General features: G+C 70.2%; 19 protein-coding genes and 2 pseudogenes. 11 read left to right on the top strand and 10 right to left on the bottom strand.

The window, feature by feature from the left end; all coding sequences use genetic code 11:
• Nucleotides 1-245, bottom strand: a pseudogene (locus G4D87_RS16695) (right-handed parallel beta-helix repeat-containing protein); the annotation flags it as partial.
• Nucleotides 246-725: 480 nt separating this feature from the next.
• Between G4D87_RS16695 and G4D87_RS16690 the strand changes: the two are divergent.
• The 7 genes from G4D87_RS16690 to G4D87_RS16660 all read left to right on the top strand — a co-directional run bounded on the left by G4D87_RS16690 (nt 726) and on the right by G4D87_RS16660 (nt 6,027).
• Nucleotides 726-1,286, top strand: coding sequence for a PDDEXK nuclease domain-containing protein (locus G4D87_RS16690; protein ID WP_240358332.1), 561 nt, complete (start codon nt 726-728; stop codon nt 1,284-1,286).
• 364 nt (nt 1,287-1,650) lie between these two features.
• On the top strand, nt 1,651-2,013 hold the full coding sequence (gene queD, locus G4D87_RS16685) for a 6-carboxytetrahydropterin synthase QueD (protein ID WP_163783063.1): 363 nt from the start codon (nt 1,651-1,653) through the stop codon (nt 2,011-2,013).
• Between the two features lie 42 nt (nt 2,014-2,055).
• Nucleotides 2,056-2,805, top strand: coding sequence for a bifunctional NADP-dependent 3-hydroxy acid dehydrogenase/3-hydroxypropionate dehydrogenase YdfG (ydfG, locus tag G4D87_RS16680; RefSeq protein WP_163783062.1), 750 nt, complete (start codon nt 2,056-2,058; stop codon nt 2,803-2,805).
• A 138-nt stretch (nt 2,806-2,943) separates the two neighbouring features.
• Nucleotides 2,944-3,507: a Uma2 family endonuclease gene (locus tag G4D87_RS16675; RefSeq protein WP_240358331.1), complete on the top strand. Its 564-nt coding sequence runs from the start codon at nt 2,944-2,946 to the stop codon at nt 3,505-3,507.
• A 51-nt stretch (nt 3,508-3,558) separates the two neighbouring features.
• Nucleotides 3,559-3,996, top strand: a complete 438-nt coding sequence (locus tag G4D87_RS16670; RefSeq protein WP_163783060.1) for a hypothetical protein — start codon at nt 3,559-3,561, stop codon at nt 3,994-3,996.
• A gap of 1 nt (nt 3,997) precedes the next feature.
• Nucleotides 3,998-5,122 carry an alpha/beta fold hydrolase gene (locus tag G4D87_RS16665; RefSeq protein ID WP_163783059.1) on the top strand — a complete coding sequence of 375 codons (1,125 nt, stop codon included), beginning with the start codon at nt 3,998-4,000 and terminating at the stop codon, nt 5,120-5,122.
• A complete protein-coding gene (locus G4D87_RS16660; RefSeq protein WP_163783058.1) occupies nt 5,119-6,027 on the top strand; it encodes an alpha/beta fold hydrolase in 909 nt (302 codons plus the stop codon). Before G4D87_RS16665 ends, G4D87_RS16660 begins: the two co-directional genes overlap by 4 nt.
• A 9-nt stretch (nt 6,028-6,036) precedes the next feature.
• Here the strand turns inward: G4D87_RS16660 and G4D87_RS16655 are convergent, their stop codons facing one another.
• The 5 genes from G4D87_RS16655 to G4D87_RS16635 form a co-directional block, all read right to left on the bottom strand.
• A complete protein-coding gene (locus G4D87_RS16655; RefSeq protein ID WP_163783057.1) occupies nt 6,037-6,786 on the bottom strand; it encodes a queuosine precursor transporter in 750 nt (249 codons plus the stop codon).
• Nucleotides 6,787-6,826: 40 nt separating this feature from the next.
• Nucleotides 6,827-7,606, bottom strand: a complete 780-nt coding sequence (locus tag G4D87_RS16650; protein ID WP_163783056.1) for an SDR family NAD(P)-dependent oxidoreductase — start codon at nt 7,604-7,606, stop codon at nt 6,827-6,829.
• A 30-nt stretch (nt 7,607-7,636) separates the two neighbouring features.
• Nucleotides 7,637-8,476 (bottom strand): dihydroneopterin aldolase, encoded by an 840-nt coding sequence (locus G4D87_RS16645; protein WP_163783055.1) that lies wholly within the window; start codon nt 8,474-8,476, stop codon nt 7,637-7,639.
• Nucleotides 8,473-9,198, bottom strand: a complete 726-nt coding sequence (locus G4D87_RS16640) for an SDR family oxidoreductase (protein ID WP_205507611.1) — start codon at nt 9,196-9,198, stop codon at nt 8,473-8,475. The genes G4D87_RS16645 and G4D87_RS16640 overlap by 4 nt, the downstream gene beginning before the upstream one ends.
• A 121-nt stretch (nt 9,199-9,319) precedes the next feature.
• On the bottom strand, nt 9,320-9,751 hold the full coding sequence (locus G4D87_RS16635; RefSeq protein WP_240358330.1) for a hypothetical protein: 432 nt from the start codon (nt 9,749-9,751) through the stop codon (nt 9,320-9,322).
• 126 nt (nt 9,752-9,877) lie between these two features.
• Between G4D87_RS16635 and G4D87_RS16630 the strand changes: the two genes are divergently transcribed.
• Both G4D87_RS16630 and G4D87_RS16625 read left to right on the top strand, forming a co-directional pair.
• A complete protein-coding gene (locus G4D87_RS16630) occupies nt 9,878-10,594 on the top strand; it encodes a class I SAM-dependent methyltransferase (protein WP_163783052.1) in 717 nt (238 codons plus the stop codon).
• 49 nt (nt 10,595-10,643) lie between these two features.
• A complete protein-coding gene (locus tag G4D87_RS16625) occupies nt 10,644-11,318 on the top strand; it encodes a dienelactone hydrolase family protein (RefSeq protein ID WP_163783051.1) in 675 nt (224 codons plus the stop codon).
• Nucleotides 11,319-11,343: 25 nt separating this feature from the next.
• On the opposite strand, the gene G4D87_RS16620 is transcribed toward G4D87_RS16625, so the two are convergent.
• Nucleotides 11,344-11,841 carry a hypothetical protein gene (locus G4D87_RS16620; protein ID WP_163783050.1) on the bottom strand — a complete coding sequence of 166 codons (498 nt, stop codon included), beginning with the start codon at nt 11,839-11,841 and terminating at the stop codon, nt 11,344-11,346.
• A 268-nt stretch (nt 11,842-12,109) separates the two neighbouring features.
• Here G4D87_RS16620 and G4D87_RS16615 point away from each other — a divergent pair, with 268 nt between their 5' ends.
• Nucleotides 12,110-12,634, top strand: a complete 525-nt coding sequence (locus G4D87_RS16615; protein ID WP_163783049.1) for a hypothetical protein — start codon at nt 12,110-12,112, stop codon at nt 12,632-12,634.
• Here G4D87_RS16615 and G4D87_RS40005 read toward each other — a convergent pair.
• Both G4D87_RS40005 and G4D87_RS16605 read right to left on the bottom strand, forming a co-directional pair.
• On the bottom strand, nt 12,576-15,362 hold the full coding sequence (locus G4D87_RS40005; RefSeq protein WP_163783048.1) for an Lnb N-terminal periplasmic domain-containing protein: 2,787 nt from the start codon (nt 15,360-15,362) through the stop codon (nt 12,576-12,578). The genes G4D87_RS16615 and G4D87_RS40005 overlap by 59 nt on opposite strands.
• Nucleotides 15,362-16,327, bottom strand: coding sequence for a hypothetical protein (locus tag G4D87_RS16605; RefSeq protein ID WP_240358329.1), 966 nt, complete (start codon nt 16,325-16,327; stop codon nt 15,362-15,364). The genes G4D87_RS40005 and G4D87_RS16605 overlap by 1 nt, the downstream gene beginning before the upstream one ends.
• A 226-nt stretch (nt 16,328-16,553) precedes the next feature.
• Here G4D87_RS16605 and G4D87_RS16600 point away from each other — a divergent pair, with 226 nt between their 5' ends.
• Nucleotides 16,554-16,901, top strand: coding sequence for a hypothetical protein (locus G4D87_RS16600; protein ID WP_163783046.1), 348 nt, complete (start codon nt 16,554-16,556; stop codon nt 16,899-16,901).
• Nucleotides 16,902-17,477: 576 nt separating this feature from the next.
• On the opposite strand, the pseudogene G4D87_RS16595 reads toward G4D87_RS16600, so the two are convergent.
• Nucleotides 17,478-17,703 (bottom strand): annotated as a pseudogene (locus tag G4D87_RS16595) (hypothetical protein); the annotation flags it as partial.

The raw sequence follows: 17,703 nt of genomic DNA, 5'->3' as shown, positions 1-17,703 counted from the left end.
GGATTCGGGAAGGGGGGCGGGATGTCGATGATGACGGGCGGAGGCTCCGACGGCCCCGGGGTGTTCGTGTCGTCATCGTGGGTCGGAGGTGTGCCGGGAACGGAGGGGTTGCCCGTGGACGGCGTCTCGCTGGAGCCCGGAGGTGAGCCACCTTCCTGGGTGAGCTCCGCCTTCCCATTGCAGGCCAACACGGACAGCAGGGCAGTGGAGCAGAGGGCCGTGGACCACGGCGAGCGGTTGCGCATCCTGGCGGACTCCTGGTGTGGGTCGCGGCGCGGGAGGCGCTCGCGGGGACGGCCGCCAATTCCGAGCCCCGCGCTGTTCATTCCCTCCGAGCGCGGCAACCCCTGCCTGCCGGGACGCAGAGGGAGGAGACAGGAAACGTGGTTTCGCGGGGTTGGGACGGATGCTCCGCTTCACCGACAGGTGGGCCCTCGCGGAGAGCTGAGGTGTGATGTGCGCAACGCACGTGGGGATATTCCCAGAGATTTTTCACGCGGAGCAAAGAGCTGAGCCGGGTGTCCCCGGGTGCGTGGGCGCGCGGCGGGGCGAGACCTGCCGGTGGCTCAGGGACCCCATTCGCGGTTCCGTGGATGCAATGACGCGCTCGCTGACGCACTCGGGCAGTGGACCCGAATTTCCGGTAGCCACAATGGCGACGGCATCGTCGAGGAGCTCGCCGCCGACCTCGCGAGGCGCGCGCCACGAAGAAAGTCTCGCCAACGGTGAGACAAACTCACCCGACGGCAATCGACGAGTTCAAGAACGCCTACAACATTGAGTTTCTCGGCCTCGCCGCCGCTCACTCCGAGGCCGACCTCCACGACGCGCTCCTTCGGAACCTCGGCCGCTTCCTCACCGAGCTGGGTCGCGACTTCTGTTTCGTCGGCTCGCAGTACCCGGTGCAGGTCGGTAGCCACGACTTCGCGATCGACCTCGTATTCTTCCACCGTGGCATTCAGTGCCTCGTCGCCTTCGAGCTGAAGGTCGACAAGTTCAAGCCCGCCGATCTCGGACAGCTCTCGTTCTACGTCGAGGCACTTGACCGCGACGTGAAGAAGCTCCACGAGCGGCCCTCGATAGGCGTGCTCCTCTGCGCGACAAAGGACGACGAGGTCGTCGAGTACGCGCTCGCGCGGACGACGTCGCCCACGCTCGTCGCCGAGTACCAGACCTTCCTGCCAGCAAGGGAGCTGCTGCGGGCGAAGCTCCACGAGTTGTACGCGCAGCTCTCGCCGGAGGATGCGGTCGTTCCCCGAGCGACGCATCTACGGAGACGCTCATGAACGGCACCTCATCCCACGAACGTCGCGCCACTCCACGACGCCAGTGGAAGCAACGGTGTTCGGCGGCAGGCGTACATCTCTTCGACCGCACCACTGGTCCCCCAATGAAGGATGCTGGGCGCCATCCCCAGTCCGTCAAATCCCGGAATAGCCGCAGTGCAGTTTGCGGACACCTAATCGGACTCCGAATTTTCCCGACTTCGCCCAACCCCTTGATGCCTCTCGTGTTTTCCGTCCCAATCTGCTGGAGAGAGCACCGAGAACGCGTTCGCGCAGGGCTTCATTCAGGGAGGCGGGGCATACCTTGACGTCGGGAGGAGCGCGCGGGATATGAGCCGGCTTCCACCCGCTGTCAGGAGACACCTTGGACATCTTCAAGGAATTCACCTTCGAGGCCGCGCACCGGCTTCCCAACGTGCCGCCCGAGCACAAGTGCAGCCGGCTGCACGGCCACAGCTACCGGGTGGAGGTTCATGTACGTGGCCCGGTGGGCGAGCGGTCCGGGTGGGTGATGGACTTCTCGGACATCAAGGAGGCCTTCGAGCCCGTGCGGCTGAAGCTGGACCACTACTACCTCAATGAGGTGGAGGGCCTGGAGAACCCCACCAGCGAGAATCTGTCGCGGTGGATCTGGAAGCGCCTGCGTCCGGGCCTGCCCCTGCTCAGCCGGGTGGTGGTCCGCGAGACGTGCACCAGCGGCTGCATCTATCAAGGCGAAGACGACTGACGAGCCGGGCCCTCGCGGGGCTGGCTCCCCGAGGGGACTGCCATGAACGTTCTGATTACCGGGGCCACCGCGGGGTTCGGTCTGGCCATTGCCCGCCGCTTCATCCAGGACGGCGCGCGCGTCATCGCGTCCGGGCGGCGCACCGAGCGGCTGGAGGCCCTGCGCGCGGAGCTGGGCGAGCGGGTGCTCCCCCTGACGCTCGACATCACGGACCGTGAGGCCGTGGAGCGAGCCCTCCGCTCGCTGCCGGCGGACTTCGCCGAGGTGGACGTGCTGGTCAACAACGCGGGCCTGGCGCTGGGGTTGGACCTGGCGCAGTCGGCGCGCGTGGAGGACTGGGACACGATGGTGGACACCAACGTGAAGGGCCTCCTGTACTGCACGCACGCGGTGCTGCCCGGCATGGTGGCGCGCAACCGGGGCCACGTCGTCAACATGGGCTCGGTGGCGGCGGAGTGGCCCTACCCGGGCGGCAACGTGTACGGCGCCACCAAGGCCTTCGTGCACCAGTTCAGCCTCAACCTCCGCGCGGACCTGCACGGCACCGCCGTGCGAGTGACGGACATCGAGCCCGGGCTGGTGAGCGGCACGGAGTTCTCCAACGTCCGCTTCAAGGGTGACGACACGCGCGCCGCGTCCGTCTACGCCAACACCCAGGCGCTGACGCCCGAGGACATCGCGGACGCCGTGCACTGGGTGGCCACGCGCCCCGCGCACGTGAATATCAACGTCATGTCGCTGATGCCCGTGTCCCAGTCCTTCGGGCCCCTGCCCGTGAAGCGCCAGGGCTGAGGCTTCAGGACCTCTGGGGTAGCCAGCTCCCTGGATGATGTCAGAGGTATGGCGCATGCTCGACACATGAGCGAAGCCATCCATGGGCGGGAAGAGGCGCGGCTTGCGAGGTCCCCGGTCTGGCCGCATTCTGGGGACATGGGTAACAAGTCGCCTCCGGAGCGCGTGTACGAGGCGTTGGAGCACCTCCCTCCGAACGTCGTCGGGGAAATCATCGAAGGTGAGCTGCACGTCAGCCCCCGGCCGCGAACGATGCACGGCAGAGCCGCTTTCCGGCTCGGCAAGAAGCTTGGGCCGTTCGACCAGGAGCCTGACACAGAGGGGCCCGGAGGCTGGGTCTTCCTCCCGGAACCGGAGCTTCACCTCGGAGGCAACGTGCTCGTGCCAGACCTCGCCGGGTGGCGGCGCGAACGCATGCCGGAACTCCCAGACGTAACGGGTGTGGAACTCGCCCCTGACTGGCTCTGTGAAGTCCTGTCCCCCTCCACCGAGGCCATGGACCGCTCCAGGAAGATGACGATCTACGCCCGCGAGGGCGTGAACCATCTGTGGCTCGTGGACCCGCGCATCCAGCTCCTCGAAATCTACCGGCGGGAGGGCGAGCGCTGGCAGCGGCTGGGCGCCTACACCGGCGACGCCACTGTCCATGCCGAACCTTTCGAGGCACAAAAGTTGAATCTCGGTTCACTTTGGCAGCGCTGAGCCCCGGCCGCGGCGTCCCCAACGCCGCGTGTTGGGATAACCTGTCCGCCCATGAGTCATCCGGAACGACCGCCGCCGTCCCAGGGGCTCCTGGCCCGCGGACTGAAGCTGCTGGGCCACCTCACCCACCCGGACACGCGCACCGGCAAGGTGTTCACCCGCGCCGAGCAGGGCCTCACCCGCGCGGCCGCCAAGGTCACCGAGAGCCCCTCGTACCTGCGCGTGAGTGGCTCCCTCATGCGCCAGGGCTTCAACGCCCGCATCCGCCGCAACGGCCTGGTGGAAGGCGCGCTGCGCACCCTGCGCCTGCCCACCACCTCCGAGGTGGAGACCCTGCGCGACCAGCTCCGCCGGATGAATGACCAGGTGGAGGCGCTCGGCACCCAACTGGAGCTGGTGGTGGACCTGCTCCACCGTCAGGAAGGCGCGGAGCCCGAATCCCCCGAGCCCACGCCCAAGGAGCGCGCGCCCTCCAAGCGCCGCCGCTGACATGACCGCGTCCACGCCCGAGCGGCATCGCTCCTTCGTCACCGGCCAGGTCGAGCTGACCCGCGCCGTCGCGCACGCGCTCAAGTCGCGGCCCTTCAATCCGTATCCGTACCTCAAGCCCTTCATCGAGAAGGCCTCGGGCGTGCGCGAGCCACCCATCAGCGCCACACCGCACACCGTCGTGTACACGCGCGGCAGCATGCGGCTGCTGCGCTACGCGGCCCCGCGCCGGCGCCACCGCACCCCCATCCTCATTGTCTATTCGCTCATCAACCGCTGGTACATCCTCGACTTCCTGCCGGGGCGCAGCCTCATCGAGCACCTCACCCGCGAGGGCTACGACGTCTACGCCATCGACTGGGGAGTGCCAGGCCAGGACGAGGAGCGGCTCACCTGGGATGACCTGCTCGGCGGGCTCATCCAGACGGCGGTGCGGTGGACGCTGCGCGTGAGCAAGAGCCGGGACCTCACGCTCTACGGCTACTGCATGGGCGGCACCATGGCCCTGGCGTACACGTCCCTGTACCCCCAGGGCGTCCGCAACCTGGTGGCGCAGGCCACGCCGGTGGACTTCAGCAAGGGTGGCCTCTACACGCTGTGGACGTCCGCCAACCACTTCGACGTGGACTCACTGGTGGACGCCTACGGCAACGTGCCCACGCCGGTGCTGGAGAGCGGCTTCCTCATGGCCGCGCCGGTGCAGCGCCTCACCCGCTGGCTGGAGGTGTGCCGCCGCATCGACGACCCGGAGTTCGTCACCACGTTCCTGGCCATGGAGCGCTGGGGCGCGGACCCCGTGCCCTTCCCGGGCGAGGTCTACCGGCAGTACATCAAGGATTGCTACCAGCAGAACCTCTTCCCCCAGGGCCTCATGGAAGTAGGCGGCGAGCGCGTGGACCTGCGCCGCATCCAGTGCGCCATCCTCAACGTCATCGCCGAGCACGACACCATCGCGCTGCCTGCGATGAGCGAGCCGCTGCCCTCCCTGGTCAGCTCGCAGGACTGTGAGACGCGGCGCTACCCCGTGGGCCACATTGGCCTGTCCGCCTCCAGCAAGGGCGCGACGAAGGTGTGGCCCTCAATTTCCGCGTGGATTGGCGCGCGCTCGAAGCCGATGGAGCCATGAACGTCTCGTCCGAAACCGAAGCCCTGGGCGTGCAGGTCCGCGAAGGCACCGTCCACCTGCGGGACGGCCGGCGGCTCGCGTACGTCGAGTCTGGAGACTTGAGCGGCCTCCCTGTCTTCTTCATCCACGGCAACCCGGGCTCGCGCCACATGCGCCACCCGGATGACCGGCTCACCCACGCGTTGGGCGTGCGCCTCATCACGCCGGACCGGCCGGGCTATGGCCTGTCGGACTACCAGCCCGGGCGCACGCTGCTCGACTTCCCCGGTGACTTGGAGCAGTTGGCCAACACGCTGAGGATTGGCCGGTTCGCCCTCCTTGGCGTGTCCGCCGGTGGCCCCTATGTCGCCGCGTCCGCGTGGAAGCTGGGCGAGCGCATCACCCGCGCGGCGGTCGTCTCCGGCGCGGCGCCGCTGGCCCGGCCGGGCGCCATGGCGGGGGTGAACCGGGACTACCGCAACGCGTACACCATGGCCGCGTGGCCGGAGTGGCTGCTGCATCCATTGATGGCCATGCATGACCGGCAGGTGCGCGCCAATCCCGCGCGGGCGCTGGCGGGCCTGCGCGCCCAGGCGTCGGCGGATGACCGCGCGGTGCTCGCGGACCCGCGCATCGCCGCGCAGGTGCAGGGCTGGCGCTACGAGGCCACGCGCAACGGCGTGGCGGGCATGCGGCGCGAGGCGCACATCCTCGCGCAGCCGTGGAACGTCCCCCTGGAGGAGATTCGGACGGAGGTGGACCTCTGGTACTGGGAGGGAGACAGCATCGTCCCGCCGCAGATGGGACGGTACCTGGCGAACCGGCTTCCGCGCGCCGTGCCCCGCTTCTTCCCGGGCGGCGGGCACTTCTCCCTCTTCTCCCACTGGACGGACATCCTCACGCCGCTGGCGCGGCAGGGGCGCTGAGCCCCGCGCTCAGGCGGCGCGGGACCGCGCCTCCGGGGTGACGGGCGGCGCGGGCGGCACAATGGGTTCGCCATTCTCCCCCAGCACCACGGGGGCGATGCCCAGCTTGCGCTCGACGAAGGCGTGGCCCAGGTAGATGAAGGGCGTCAGGCCCACCGCGACCAGCAGCTTCACCACGTAGGACGTGTAGATGATGTCGACGATGGTGGAGTTGGGCAACACGCCCGTCCACGCCACGTACTGCACCACCACCGTGTCGATGAGCTGCGACACCAGCGTGGAGCCCGTCGCCCGCACCCACAAGAGCCGGTTGCGCGTCAGTCGCTTGAGCCCGTTGAAGATGGCGATGTCGCAAAACTGGCCCACCAGGTACGCAATCATCGACGCGACGAGGATGCGCTGCGAGCCGGCGAAGACGTTGTTGAACGAGCCTTCCACCGCGCCCGTGAAGTCCGGTGCACGCGTCAGCGGTGCCCACGGCACCTGCACGGCGATGGCAATCACCCCGAACGCGAAGATGGCCATGAAGAAGCCCACCCACGTCACGAAGCGGGCCGCCTTCTTCCCGTAGAACTCGTTGAGGATGTCCGTGAGGAGGAACGTCACCGGGAAGGGCAGCATGCCGATGGACATCACCGCCACCACCGGCCCCACCTTCGCCTCGAACAGCTTCACGCCGATGATGTCGCCCACCACCAGCGAGGTGACGAACACCCCCGCCAACACCACGAAGAGCTGAAGCCGTCTGTCGATGAGCATTCCATCGTCCTTGTGAGCCGAGGCCGCGTCATACCGCGCCTCACTCCCGCAGCAGTAGCCCCCCATCCAGCACCAATTCGGTACCGGAAATCCACGCCGCGCCCAGCAGGTAGCGCACCGCCTCGGCCACGTCCTCGGGGCGCCCCAGCCGTCCGAGTGGATGCAGCGCCCGCAGTCCCGCGAGCTGGGCCTCCCGCCGCCGCGTGTACTCGGGCTCGGACAGCGGCCCCTCGCCCGGCGCCAGGCGCACCTCGCGCACCATGTCCGTCTCCACCACGCCCGGCAGCACCGCGCTGGCACGCACGCCTCGCGCCGCCCCCGCCAACGCGAGCACCTTCATCACCTGAAGGAGCCCTGCCTTCGCCGCGCTGTACACCGCGCTGGTGACGACGGGCCGCGTGGCCAGCGTGGACGCGATGAACACCTGCGCCCCACCCGCCTCCAACACCTCCAGCGCCTGCTCTCCCAGCCGCAGCGGCGCGATGAGGTTGACCTCGAGCTGCGCGCGAAGCGCGTCCTCGCCAATGTGGCCCGGCGGCTGGTGCACCACCTGCCCGGCGCTGTGGACGAAGCCGTCCAGCCCCCCTAGCAGTCCGGCGGCACGGCGCAGCAGCCCCTCGCGGGCTTCCGGCGAGGCCAAATCACACGGCAACGCGAAGGCCTGTCCCGGCCACGCCCGCGTCAGCGACGCCAGCACCTCCGCGCGCCGGCCCGACACCACCACCTGGCCCCCCGCGCGAAGCAGGGCCTCCGCCACCGCACGGCCAATGCCTGTCCCGCCGCCCGTGACGAGCACCTTGCGCGTGCCCACCTCAGGCATGGCGGGCACTCCCAGGAGACACCGCCCCGCTCACGGCTGGTGCTCCGCGGGAGAGCCCGGCGCCGCGGGCTCATCCAGCGGGTAATAGGAGTGGCCGGTGATGGGCAGCAGCCCCTCCGGCGGCGGCTCGGTCTCCACCTCGTCCGACGGGATGAAGCCCGGCCTGTCCACACAGAGCACCGTCTGCTCCGTGGAAGATGGATTGTCGTAGCGGTGCAGGAAGCCGCGCGGCCAATGGAAGGCCATGCCCCGGACCACCGGCTTGAACTGGAGCAGCAGCCCCGAGCCCAGCACCAGCTCGCTCTCCTCCATCTGCTGGTGCACGTGCGTGGGGATGCAGCCTCCCGGCTTCACCCGCAGCCGGTAGACGCCATAGCCCGCGCCCTCGTGGATGATGTCCACACGGCCAAAGCCCTTCTCCTCGCGGCCGTACACCATCTCCGCGGCGGTGCGGTGAATCTGCAGCGACGGCACCGCCAGCCCTCCCAGCGCCAGCGGCTTCGTCACCCGCACCGTGGCCGCGTGGACCTGCGCGCGCGGGACGTCGTCGGTGGGCGGCGCCAGCACGTAGCGGCACACCGTCTCGACGGCGGACTCCAGCAGCTCGAAGCGACAGGCCTCCAGGAGGAAGCGCAGCTCCCCCGCGAGCCGGCCGTAGTTCACCGTGTGCGCCAGCCTCCCGCCCACCGCGGCGGCGCGGGTGTCCAGGAACAGGGCCACGTCCAGTCGCAGCGGCTGGGCCGCGAGGCGCTCCCGGTTGAAGATGCCCACGATGCAGTCCACCGTGAGGCCCCGCATCTCGATGACATCCAGCGGCCGGCCGTCCGGCGTCGTGACGACGGGAGGATGGAATGCGTGCTCCGCGCTCATAGCTGTGCGCTCCTGCCGCCATCGACGGCGATGACCTGCCCGGTGATGTACGGCGCCTCGCGGGCGAGGAAGACGACGGTGCGGGCGATGTCCTCGACGTTGCCCTCGCGCCCCATGGGGATGCGGCGCAGCACCGCGTCGCGGGCCTCGGCGTCGAAGTCCTCGGGGAAGGCCACCGTGCCGGGTGACACGGCGTTGACGCGGATGTGCGGGGCCAGCTCCACCGCCAGCGCGCGGGTGAGCATGATGAGGCCCGCCTTGCTCACCGAATAGTGCGCGTAGTGGCTCACCGGCCGCTCCCCACCGACGTCGGTGAGGTGCACCACCAACGGGTCCTTGCCGGCGCGCAGCGCGGGGAGCAGGGCCTGGGTGAGGAAGAAGGGCGCGTCCAGGTTCACCGCCATCAGGGTGCGGTACTGGTCGCGGGAGATGGCGGCGAAGTCGGTGCGCTCGAAGAGGCCCGCGTTATGGACCACCACGTCCAGCGCGGGCCACGCGTCACGCACTTGCGCGGCCAGGGAGTCCACTGCCTCCGGGCGGCTCAGGTCGGCGGCGTGCAGGGTGACGCGACGGCCGAGGCCTCGGAGCTCATCCGCCAGTGCTTCCAGCGGCTCAAGGGAGCGGTTCGCATGGAGCGCCAGGTCATAGCCCGCGCGCCCCAGCGCCCGAGCCACCGCGCCGCCGATGCGGATGCCAGCCCCGGTGATGAATGCGGTCGCCATGCGGCGCATTCAGTAACAGGCCCGGCGGGGAAAGGCACTGCGGACCTGCTGCCGCGAGGCGCGCCGGGTTACCCCCGTATCCCGGCGCGCCCGCGGCGCGGTCCCCCGATACTCGAAGCGTCTAGCGGCGGCCGGCGCTGGCCATGTGCACCCGGCCCGGAGCGTAGGCCACCCACACCCACTCCTGGATCGGCTCGTAGCGGGCCGGCACCCAGCGCTGCTCGTAGAAGCCACCGGTGCACCGGGTCACCCGCGCGCGGCGGTTGTTCCGCTCGCGGCACACCTCGGGGACCCACACGCGCTCGTGGCGGCCCTGCACCCAGCGGTTCACCGTCTGCAGTTCGTAGCGGCCCCGAGCGTGCGGCGGCGGCAGCGGCGCGGGTCCCGGGTGGCGGCGGACGTCCACGTGGACACCGAAGTTGCCGCCGCCGCCGTCATGCCGGTGCTGCTGGGAGAACCGCGACTTCTCGTGGTCGTCCTTCGCATGCGCGGCCGTGGAGCCGAGGAACATCATTCCGAAAGCCAGCACCGCGAGACCCGTCTTGAGCGCCATTGTCGTCCTCCTCCGTCGTCCTGCTTGAACCTTCTGACGGGGCACCCCGCGGAACATTCACTGCCCGATACCGGCCGCATTTTCAGAGGGAGGGGCCGGTGTGGGTGCGATACACCCCCAGACACCATGTTCCACCGCAAGGGCCCCACCCTCCGGGAGCTGGCCGCGCAGGCGCTCACGTCCGTCGAGCACGGCTACGACCTGCTCGCGCCCAAGTTCGAATACACGCCCTTTCGCACGCCAGATTCGGTGCTCGAGGCCGCCATTGCCCAGCTGGGCGCGCCCGGCAGCGTCGGCAGCGCGCTGGACGTGTGCTGCGGCACCGGCGCGGCCATGCGCTTCTTGCGTCCGCTCGCGAGGGAGCGCGTGGTGGGCTTCGACCTCAGCCAGGGCATGCTCGACGAGGCCCGCCTGCAGCTCTCGCGGGCGCCGGGCACCGCTGCGTTGGAGTTCGTCCAGGGCGATGCGCTGGCGCTCCCCTTCGACGGCGCGTTCGACGTCGTCACCAGCTTCGGCGCCTTCGGTCACATCCTCGAAGAGGACGAGCCCAGGCTCGTGCGCGGCATCGCCCGGGCGCTGCGGCCCGGAGGCCGCTTCCTCTTCGTCACCGCGCACCCGCCGTCGAAGCTCCGCCCGGGCTACTGGATGGCCAAGGGCTTCAACGCCGCCATGCGCGCGCGCAACGCGCTGTGGAAGCCGCCCTTCGTCATGTACTACCTGACGTTCCTGGTGCCCCGGGCCCGCGCGCTGCTCGAAGCGGAGGGCTTCACCGTCGAGGTGCGCGACGGCCTGATGCCAGAGCCCTTCTCCATGCTGAGCACCGTCATCGCCACCAAACGCTGAATCGGCCGTTAAGCTGCGCCCCCTTCCACTCACTCGCAAGGATGAAGCCATGACAGGACAGACGCAGCTCATCGGCAAGCAGGGCCAGGCACTGGCGGGCTATCTGAGTGAAGCCCCGAAGGGCGCCGCGCCCGGCGCGGTGGTGCTCATCCACGAGTACTGGGGCCTCAACGGGCACACGCGCGACGTGGCGGACCGGCTGGCGCGTGAAGGCTTCACCGTCTTCGCGGTGGACCTCTACGACGGCCGCGTGACGAAGGACGCCACCGAGGCCAACGCGATGCTGAAGTCCCTGGACTGGGGCAAGGCCACGGCGGACCTGCGCGCCGCGGTGGAGGCGCTGCGCGCGCGAAAGCCCGGCACCAAGGTGGCCATCATGGGCTTCTGCATGGGCGGCGCGCTGACGTTGCTGGCCGCCGCGAATGAGCCGGGGCTCGACGCCGCCGTGCCCTTCTACGGCATTCCCCCGGAGGAGGCAGCGGACGTGTCGCGCATCCGCGCGCCCGTGCTGGGACACTTCGCGACGAATGACGACTGGTGCTCGCCGGAGCGGGTGGACGTGCTGGAGAAGAAGCTGAAGAGCGGCGGCGTCCCCGTGGAGCTTCACCGCTACGACGCCCAGCACGCCTTCTTCAATGACACGCGTCCGGAGGTCTACTCACCGGACAACGCCGCGAAGGCGTGGCAGCGCACCGTGGACTTCCTCCACGCGAAGCTCGGCTGAGCCTCGCGCGGAAGAGGGAACGGACTCAGTTGCCGGTTTCAGGCGCCGCGGCGGGAGCCTCCGTCGCCGGCGTCTCCGGCACGGCGGGAGCCTCGGGCGCGGCAGGGGCCACGGGCGCGGCAGGGGCCTCGGGAGCAGCAGGGGCCTCCGGCGCCGCGGGCGCGGCGGCATCCACCGCCGGGACCACCTGCAGGCGGTAGCCCTGAACGCCCTTGGGCAGCACCACCTCCACCAGCGGGTTCTCCTTCAGGAGCTCCGGCGTCACGTCGAAGGACACCCGGCCCTCCTCGTCCGTGACGTAGGACTCGCGCGAACGGTAGTCCTCGCCCCAGAGCACCTTGGCGCCCTTCACGGGCTGGTTGGTGTCCGAGTCCAGGACGATGAGATCCACCGGGGTGCCGGCCGTCACCGAGGAGCCCGCGGGCTGGACGACGTCGCGATAGAACGGACGCTGCACCACGCAGGCGGCCAGCAGGGAGGAAGAGGCAAGGGCGAGGGTCAGCAGTTTGCGGCGAAAGCTCATGGGAAATTCCGTACGGGCAGGGATGGGGGGTGCTGCCGGGCGCGGCAGCATAGCCGGAGGCCACCGTCCGCCAAGTCCGGCGCGCATCTTCGGCGCCCCCAGGCTCCGGTATCCAGGGACTCCGCGAGTATTCCGGAGGGGGAATTCCAGGGCCCGGCAGGTGGCCCGCCCCTCGGTGCGGCCAGCGGCCCTTCCGCATCCCCGCTGGCGTCACAACCTCATGACCATCAGGCACCCGTTGATTTGCCCCCGAAGGAGGGAGCCAGACATGCCCGAGCGCATCCTGACACAGGACCCGGAGAAGGCCCTGGCCGGTCCCAAGCCGCGCTACGAATACATCCGCCAGGAGATACCGGCGGACCTGACCTTCAAGCCAGACACCATCCACCTGGTCCACAACCGGTTCATCGTGAGCACGCTGGTGATGGCGCTCACCAGCCTGGCCCTGTTCTTCCTGCCCATGTTCAACGGGCTGCTCGCCGGCACCTTCGGCGGCTTCCACGCGCGCAGGCTGCCGCGCGCGCTCGGCGCGGCCGCCCTCTCCGCAGTGGCGGTGCCCACCGCCCTCGCCTTCTTGATTTTCATCGGCATGGCGACCCAGAGCCACCTCTTCTATGGCCTGGGCTTCTGGGGATACACGGCGCTCTACGTCATCGGGCTCTTCATCGGCGCGGTGACGGGGGCCATCAGCCACCCGTTCTGGACGAGCTACCGAATCGGCGCGCCCACCTCCGTCAGCGCACCTCGAACCCGAGCGCCAGACGCCGCTCCGCGGCGCCGTCCAACCACGTAGAGGGCGACAGGGCTTCCCAGTGGGGCGTGGGCGAAATCGCCCCCTCCCACCGGACCTGCGCGCGGGGCGTGAGGAGCATGCCGAAGGGCCCCGCGCGTCCCAGCCACACCTCCAACTGAAGCGCCGCGCCCGCCTCATGGGTGAAGTGTGTGTCCCCCACCCGCCAGGTGGGCGCGTAGGCCGCCTCCAGCCGCACCGCGTTGGCGCCCGAGCCGAACAACCCCATCCGATGCGACAGGGACAGGCGCGGCCCCGCGGCCGGCGTCAGCACCTCCCGGTTCCAGTGCACCGCGGCCAGGCCGCCCACGCCCACCGTGGTGAAGCGCGAGAAGCGCGCGTCCTCGTCCAGCACCATCAACGCCTCCGCCTGCACCGATGCGCGATAGCGCAGCAGGCGCGCGTCGCTCGACGCCACGCGGGCCTCGGCACCCCAGCCGAGCGAATCCCAGACGGAGTCACGGAACTGGGGGAGCTCGCGCAGCAGCGTGCGGTAGCCCAACAGCGTCAGGTCCGAGGCCACTACCTTCGGCAGCCCCCAGCGCGGGAGGAGGAACAGCTCGCCATCGAGCACCCTCAGCTCACTGCTCGGCTGGAAGCCGTGGAGCCGCGCATCGCCCAGGGCCTCGGCCATGCCCGCCGTGCGCAGCCCCACCAGGGGCCGGGCCGCGGCCCCTTCGGGAAAGTCCACGCCCAGGGCCACCATCATCCGCCCCGCCCCGGACTCCCTCAGCGCGCCTTCCGCCCAGGCCGCCTCCGCCGCCACCTTGCGGCGCCGGTCCTCGTGCAGGAAGGCCACCGGGTCCACGGTCGCCAGCACGCCATCATTGAGCGTGCCCTGCACCTCCGTGGCCCGGTGGAAGGTGGCCTCGGTGCGCTCGGCCCACACCAGCGTCCGCAGCTCCTCGGGCGTGGGTGGACGGCGCTCCGCGGAGGCCAGCGCGTCCTTCAGTAGGGTGACGCGGTCCAGCACCGCGAGCCGCCGCTGGAGCGCGTCCTCGGTCTCGAAGACGCGCTGGCGCTCGGCGATACCGGCCCGTGCGGAGCCCGCCACCGGCACCTTCACCGCGAGCAGCCGCTCGCGCTCGATACGCAGCCGCTCGCCGTCGGCCCGGTCCACCGCGGCACGCTCCACCCGCACCGCGTGCGCCACGAAGGCATGCAGGTGCGCGCGGACCGTGTCGCGAGACGCCGTCTTCGCCGAGTGCATCAGCGCGGCCACCACGCCGGGCAGGTCGTCATAGGCCCGGGCGCGAACCTGTGGCTCCGGCGACGCCAGCCGGGCATGCACGCCCCCAAGACGCGCGAGTTCATCGGCGCCGACATGCCCGGCCAGCGCGTCCAGGGCCTCCTGCTGCGCCGAGTGCGCGCGCACCGCGCGGTCCCCCGTGGACTCGAATGCATCCGGGATGTGCTCCAGGAGGGAGGACGTCTCGCCCCCTGGTCCCTCCACCTGCACCCGGGCCAGGGTGTCCAGCGTCGCGGTGGGCAGGACCCAGAGCGTGCCGGGAGGACGAAGCTGCCGCCCGCCCTCCAGCGCGCCGTTGAGCAGGAAGACGAGCGCGCTCGCGCAGTTGTCCGTGAAGAAGTAGTAGCCCATGTACCCACGGCGCTCCAGCTCCCACACCCGCTCCAGCATCCGCGCGTCCTCGCCGGGCTTCAGGCGCAGGCGGAAGCGGCGGATGGAGCGCTGCTCCAACTCCAGCGCCTCGTGGGACAGGTCGCCCATCGTCCCCGTGAGGAAGACGGTGTCGTAGGCCCCCGTCATTCCCTTCACCACGTAGCCCAGGCCCTTGGACTCCATGCCGGTCAGCGCCACCAGCTGAACCACCCGCTCGAAGGTGGGCCCGCGTGGCACCTCGCCCTCGCGCCACACGGGGCGCAGCAGCAGGTGTCCGAAGAGGGACTCCGGCTGGCGGCCGGTGGAGGCCACCAGCAGCACCTCGAAGTGCGACAGGGACTCCAGCTCCGCCCAGGCGTCGAAGGCGGGGCAGTCACCGCGCGGGGGCAGCGTGCCCAGGCCCGACGCCTCCAACTGCTCCGTCAGCGCGCGGGCCTTGGAGAACTCCTGGCAGCGGACGTGGTCATCCACCGGCAGCGCGTCCGCGCGCAGGGACTCCACGGGCACGAGCAGCTCCTCCGCGAACGTCACCCAATCCAACGAGGCGCTGCGCTGGCCCATGGCGCGGCTGAAGGCGCCGGCGTAGCGCAGGCGGACCTCCTCCTTCCACACCAGGGGCCGCTCGAAGGGCTTCATCCAACCCGACAGCCGGCGCCAGGCCGGGGTGCCGCTCCAGCCCTTCGCGTCATCCCAGCGCTGCATCACCGCGTGCACCACCGCGCGCCGGCGCCACAGCCGCGCTGACTCCGCGTCCGTCAGCCGAGACAGGCGCAGCGTGGCCCGGCGCTCGTCCGACGGGGCGTACTGGTAGAGGTGGAACCGCGCGCGGCCCTCCGTCCAGTCCGGGCGCTCGGGGGAGCCATCGCCCAGGCCTAGCGGCGCGGCCTCCGCGTGCAGCACCAGTTCCAGGGGGCCACCGGGTGGACGCCGCATCGCCGGAGGCAGGGCCGCCAGCCCCGCCTCCACCTCCGTCACCAGGTCCGCGCTGGTCGCGGCGGCGCCCCGCAGCACCACGCCCGCTTGGTTCAGCGCATGGACGCGCGCGGACAGGGCATCTTCGGCGTGCACCGGCAGCGCGAAGACGAGCGCCAGCAGCCCCAGCCAGCGCATCAGTGCGCCACCGTCGCGGTGCCCTCCAGGGCCGGTGCCGCGAGGAACGCGCGGCGATCTTCCTCCAACCGAGGCTCGGCCCGAGCCAGCTCGCCCACCCGCTCCAGCCACGCGAGCGCGCGGTCCGGAGTGAGGGTGCTCGCCTCGGCCATCTCCAGCAGCTCCTTCCGGTTCGCGCGCAGCACGCGCCCGAAGAGCCCCAGGTGCTCACGGCGGATGCGCGCCGCCGCCGCCAGGTCCTCCACCGTCGGCCCCGCGCCCAGCGCGAGGTCCTCACGGAGCTGGTGCGTGCGCGCCCGCAGGTACACCTGAGCCGCGCGACCCGCCTCTTTCGGAGACACCCCTCGGCGCCGCCGCTCCGCCGCGGCATACGCCTGCCAGATGATGATGCCGAGCCCCACCACCAACGCGGCCACCGTCACCGCGGACGCCACGTCGTTGTTGTTCGACTGGCTGCTGTTGTCGCTGCGGGAGCGCGACGCCTCGCCGTCCGCCTTCTCCGTTCCAGCCGAGCCCTCGCTCGTTCCACCTTCCTCGGAGCTTCGGGAGGCGACCTCCGTGGACTCGTTGTCGCTCGACTCGGAGTGGCTCGCGCCTTCCTCGCTGGAGCCGCTCGACTCGGAGTGACTGGAGCCCTCTTCGCTGGAGCCGCTCGACTCCGACTGGCTGGAGCCCTCCTCACCACTGGAGCCACTCGACTCCGACTGGCTGGAGTCGCCCGAGCCCTCCGACGACGCACCCGAGTCCGACTGGCTCGATTCACCCGAGCCCTCGGACGATGCGCCGGAGTCGGAGCCCTCGGACGAAGCGCCGGAGTTGGAGCCCTCGGACGAAGCGCCGGAGTCGGAGCCCTCCGAAGCGCTCATGCCGCCCCCGGGCCCCAACGCAGCGGGCGCCCTGCAACCGGAGACGGTCATCACCACCGCCATGCACAACGCGCGCTTCACGGACTTCTTCGTCGTCATTGAACGCATTTCCAGGTGTCCATCCGTTCTCCACGTGGGCCGGCCGTCGCACGGTGGTACAACCGACTGGCAGCCTAGCCAGCAGCGTGCCGAGCGGAAGAATGGTGCGATTTCGCGCCTTTGAGCACGACACCATGCGGCATACCGCGAAGCCCACGAACCGAAGGTGCGTTACGCGCTACGCGCCCGGTGAGCACCTTTCCCAGGAACGGCCACGGAGTAAGCCATGACCCTGGGACTCGCGATTCTCGGACTCTTCACAGCGCTGCTATCCATGGCGGCCATCTTCCCCGTCCAGGAGCCGAAGTGGTTCGGCTTTGGCGTCATGGCGGCCGCCTTCTGCGCCCTCGGCGGTGCCTTCAGCGGCCCCCACCTGCGCACCGCCATGCCCTGGGGCGTGGGCTCGGCGCTCGCCATCTGGGCCCTGGTGGGCCTGGGAACGGGCGCCGTCAGCGCCTGGCTGGGCTGGGCGGCGCTGGCCCTGGGCATGGCCTACCTGGGCCTGGGCATGCTTCATTTCCTGCGCAGGGTGGTGCCCGCCGGGCGGCTGCCTCGCATCCTGCATGCCCCATGAGGTCGGGTGGGCCCACAAAGGCAGCCATCCTCGTGGGTTGGTGTGCGGGCGACAGGCGTGTGGGAAAGGAGCGGCGCACCGGGCACCCGAAACCGAGCGCCCGGCGCGCGCTCACAGTTCACCGCGGCGGCCCTCCCCCCCGGGGGCCGACATGAGAGTGTTCCGCCACTGCCCCATGTCCGGCTATGGGGGAAATCCCCGGGTCAGAAAAAACCCAGAAGATCTGAAAGCCAGGAAGTTTCTGTCGGGACAATTCTGGACGTTCGAGATGTGCGTGAAGGGTGGCCAAGTACTGGGCGCAATCCCTGACGGGCGTATACTTCACACACCGTGATTCGTTTGAATTCCGAGGAGCAAGGCCTGCTGACGGACCTTGAGGCAATGCTCGTGGAGGCCGAGCCCGGGACGGAATCCCTGCCCCCGGTGCCAGACCTGATGCGTTCTCGGGTGTCTGCGATTTCGTGAGGAGGCCGCGTGAGAGTGAGGCGCGGTGCGGCAAAGCTTCGCCGTTCGGCCTGGGCGCCGTGCGCATGGAGGAGAGTGGCGGCCAGAAGCGGAGGGAGGGCCGGCGAGCCCTCAGTCCGGCGTGGCCAATGCCGCCTGTCGTCGTCCATGGACGAGGCTGTCGCGCAGTAGCTCGCACGCGCGTGTCCACTCCACGAGGTGACGGCCTTCCGGAGGCAGACGCGTTCTGAAGCAGGCGAGCAGATTGAAGGCCATCGCCCGCAGCCAGGCCACCACCTCCAGGGCCGTGCGCGTTGGGCGGCAGGGCTGGCGCGCGTCCTCGCCCAGGACGACGTCC

This window comes from Myxococcus vastator, assembly GCF_010894475.1.
Taxonomy (GTDB): domain Bacteria; phylum Myxococcota; class Myxococcia; order Myxococcales; family Myxococcaceae; genus Myxococcus; species Myxococcus vastator.
The sequence above is the reverse complement of the archived record's forward strand: the minus strand, read 5'-3'. Positions and strand labels throughout refer to the sequence as shown.

Excerpts from the sequence above, each read along its gene's own strand:
- G4D87_RS16600 (WP_163783046.1), top strand. The coding sequence starts at position 16,554 with ATGACCCTGGGACTCGCGATTCTCGGACTCTTCACAGCGCTGCTATCC.
- G4D87_RS16645 (WP_163783055.1), bottom strand. The coding sequence starts at position 8,476 with ATGAGCGCGGAGCACGCATTCCATCCTCCCGTCGTCACGACGCCGGAC.
- G4D87_RS16605 (WP_240358329.1), bottom strand. The coding sequence starts at position 16,327 with ATGACGACGAAGAAGTCCGTGAAGCGCGCGTTGTGCATGGCGGTGGTG.
- G4D87_RS16655 (WP_163783057.1), bottom strand. The coding sequence starts at position 6,786 with ATGCTCATCGACAGACGGCTTCAGCTCTTCGTGGTGTTGGCGGGGGTG.
- G4D87_RS16615 (WP_163783049.1), top strand. The coding sequence starts at position 12,110 with ATGCCCGAGCGCATCCTGACACAGGACCCGGAGAAGGCCCTGGCCGGT.
- G4D87_RS16630 (WP_163783052.1), top strand. The coding sequence starts at position 9,878 with ATGTTCCACCGCAAGGGCCCCACCCTCCGGGAGCTGGCCGCGCAGGCG.
- ydfG (WP_163783062.1), top strand. The coding sequence starts at position 2,056 with ATGAACGTTCTGATTACCGGGGCCACCGCGGGGTTCGGTCTGGCCATT.
- G4D87_RS16625 (WP_163783051.1), top strand. The coding sequence starts at position 10,644 with ATGACAGGACAGACGCAGCTCATCGGCAAGCAGGGCCAGGCACTGGCG.
- G4D87_RS16670 (WP_163783060.1), top strand. The coding sequence starts at position 3,559 with ATGAGTCATCCGGAACGACCGCCGCCGTCCCAGGGGCTCCTGGCCCGC.
- G4D87_RS16665 (WP_163783059.1), top strand. The coding sequence starts at position 3,998 with ATGACCGCGTCCACGCCCGAGCGGCATCGCTCCTTCGTCACCGGCCAG.
- G4D87_RS16660 (WP_163783058.1), top strand. The coding sequence starts at position 5,119 with ATGAACGTCTCGTCCGAAACCGAAGCCCTGGGCGTGCAGGTCCGCGAA.
- G4D87_RS16640 (WP_205507611.1), bottom strand. The coding sequence starts at position 9,198 with ATGGCGACCGCATTCATCACCGGGGCTGGCATCCGCATCGGCGGCGCG.
- G4D87_RS16650 (WP_163783056.1), bottom strand. The coding sequence starts at position 7,606 with ATGCCTGAGGTGGGCACGCGCAAGGTGCTCGTCACGGGCGGCGGGACA.
- G4D87_RS16675 (WP_240358331.1), top strand. The coding sequence starts at position 2,944 with ATGGGTAACAAGTCGCCTCCGGAGCGCGTGTACGAGGCGTTGGAGCAC.
- G4D87_RS40005 (WP_163783048.1), bottom strand. The coding sequence starts at position 15,362 with ATGCGCTGGCTGGGGCTGCTGGCGCTCGTCTTCGCGCTGCCGGTGCAC.
- G4D87_RS16620 (WP_163783050.1), bottom strand. The coding sequence starts at position 11,841 with ATGAGCTTTCGCCGCAAACTGCTGACCCTCGCCCTTGCCTCTTCCTCC.
- G4D87_RS16635 (WP_240358330.1), bottom strand. The coding sequence starts at position 9,751 with ATGGCGCTCAAGACGGGTCTCGCGGTGCTGGCTTTCGGAATGATGTTC.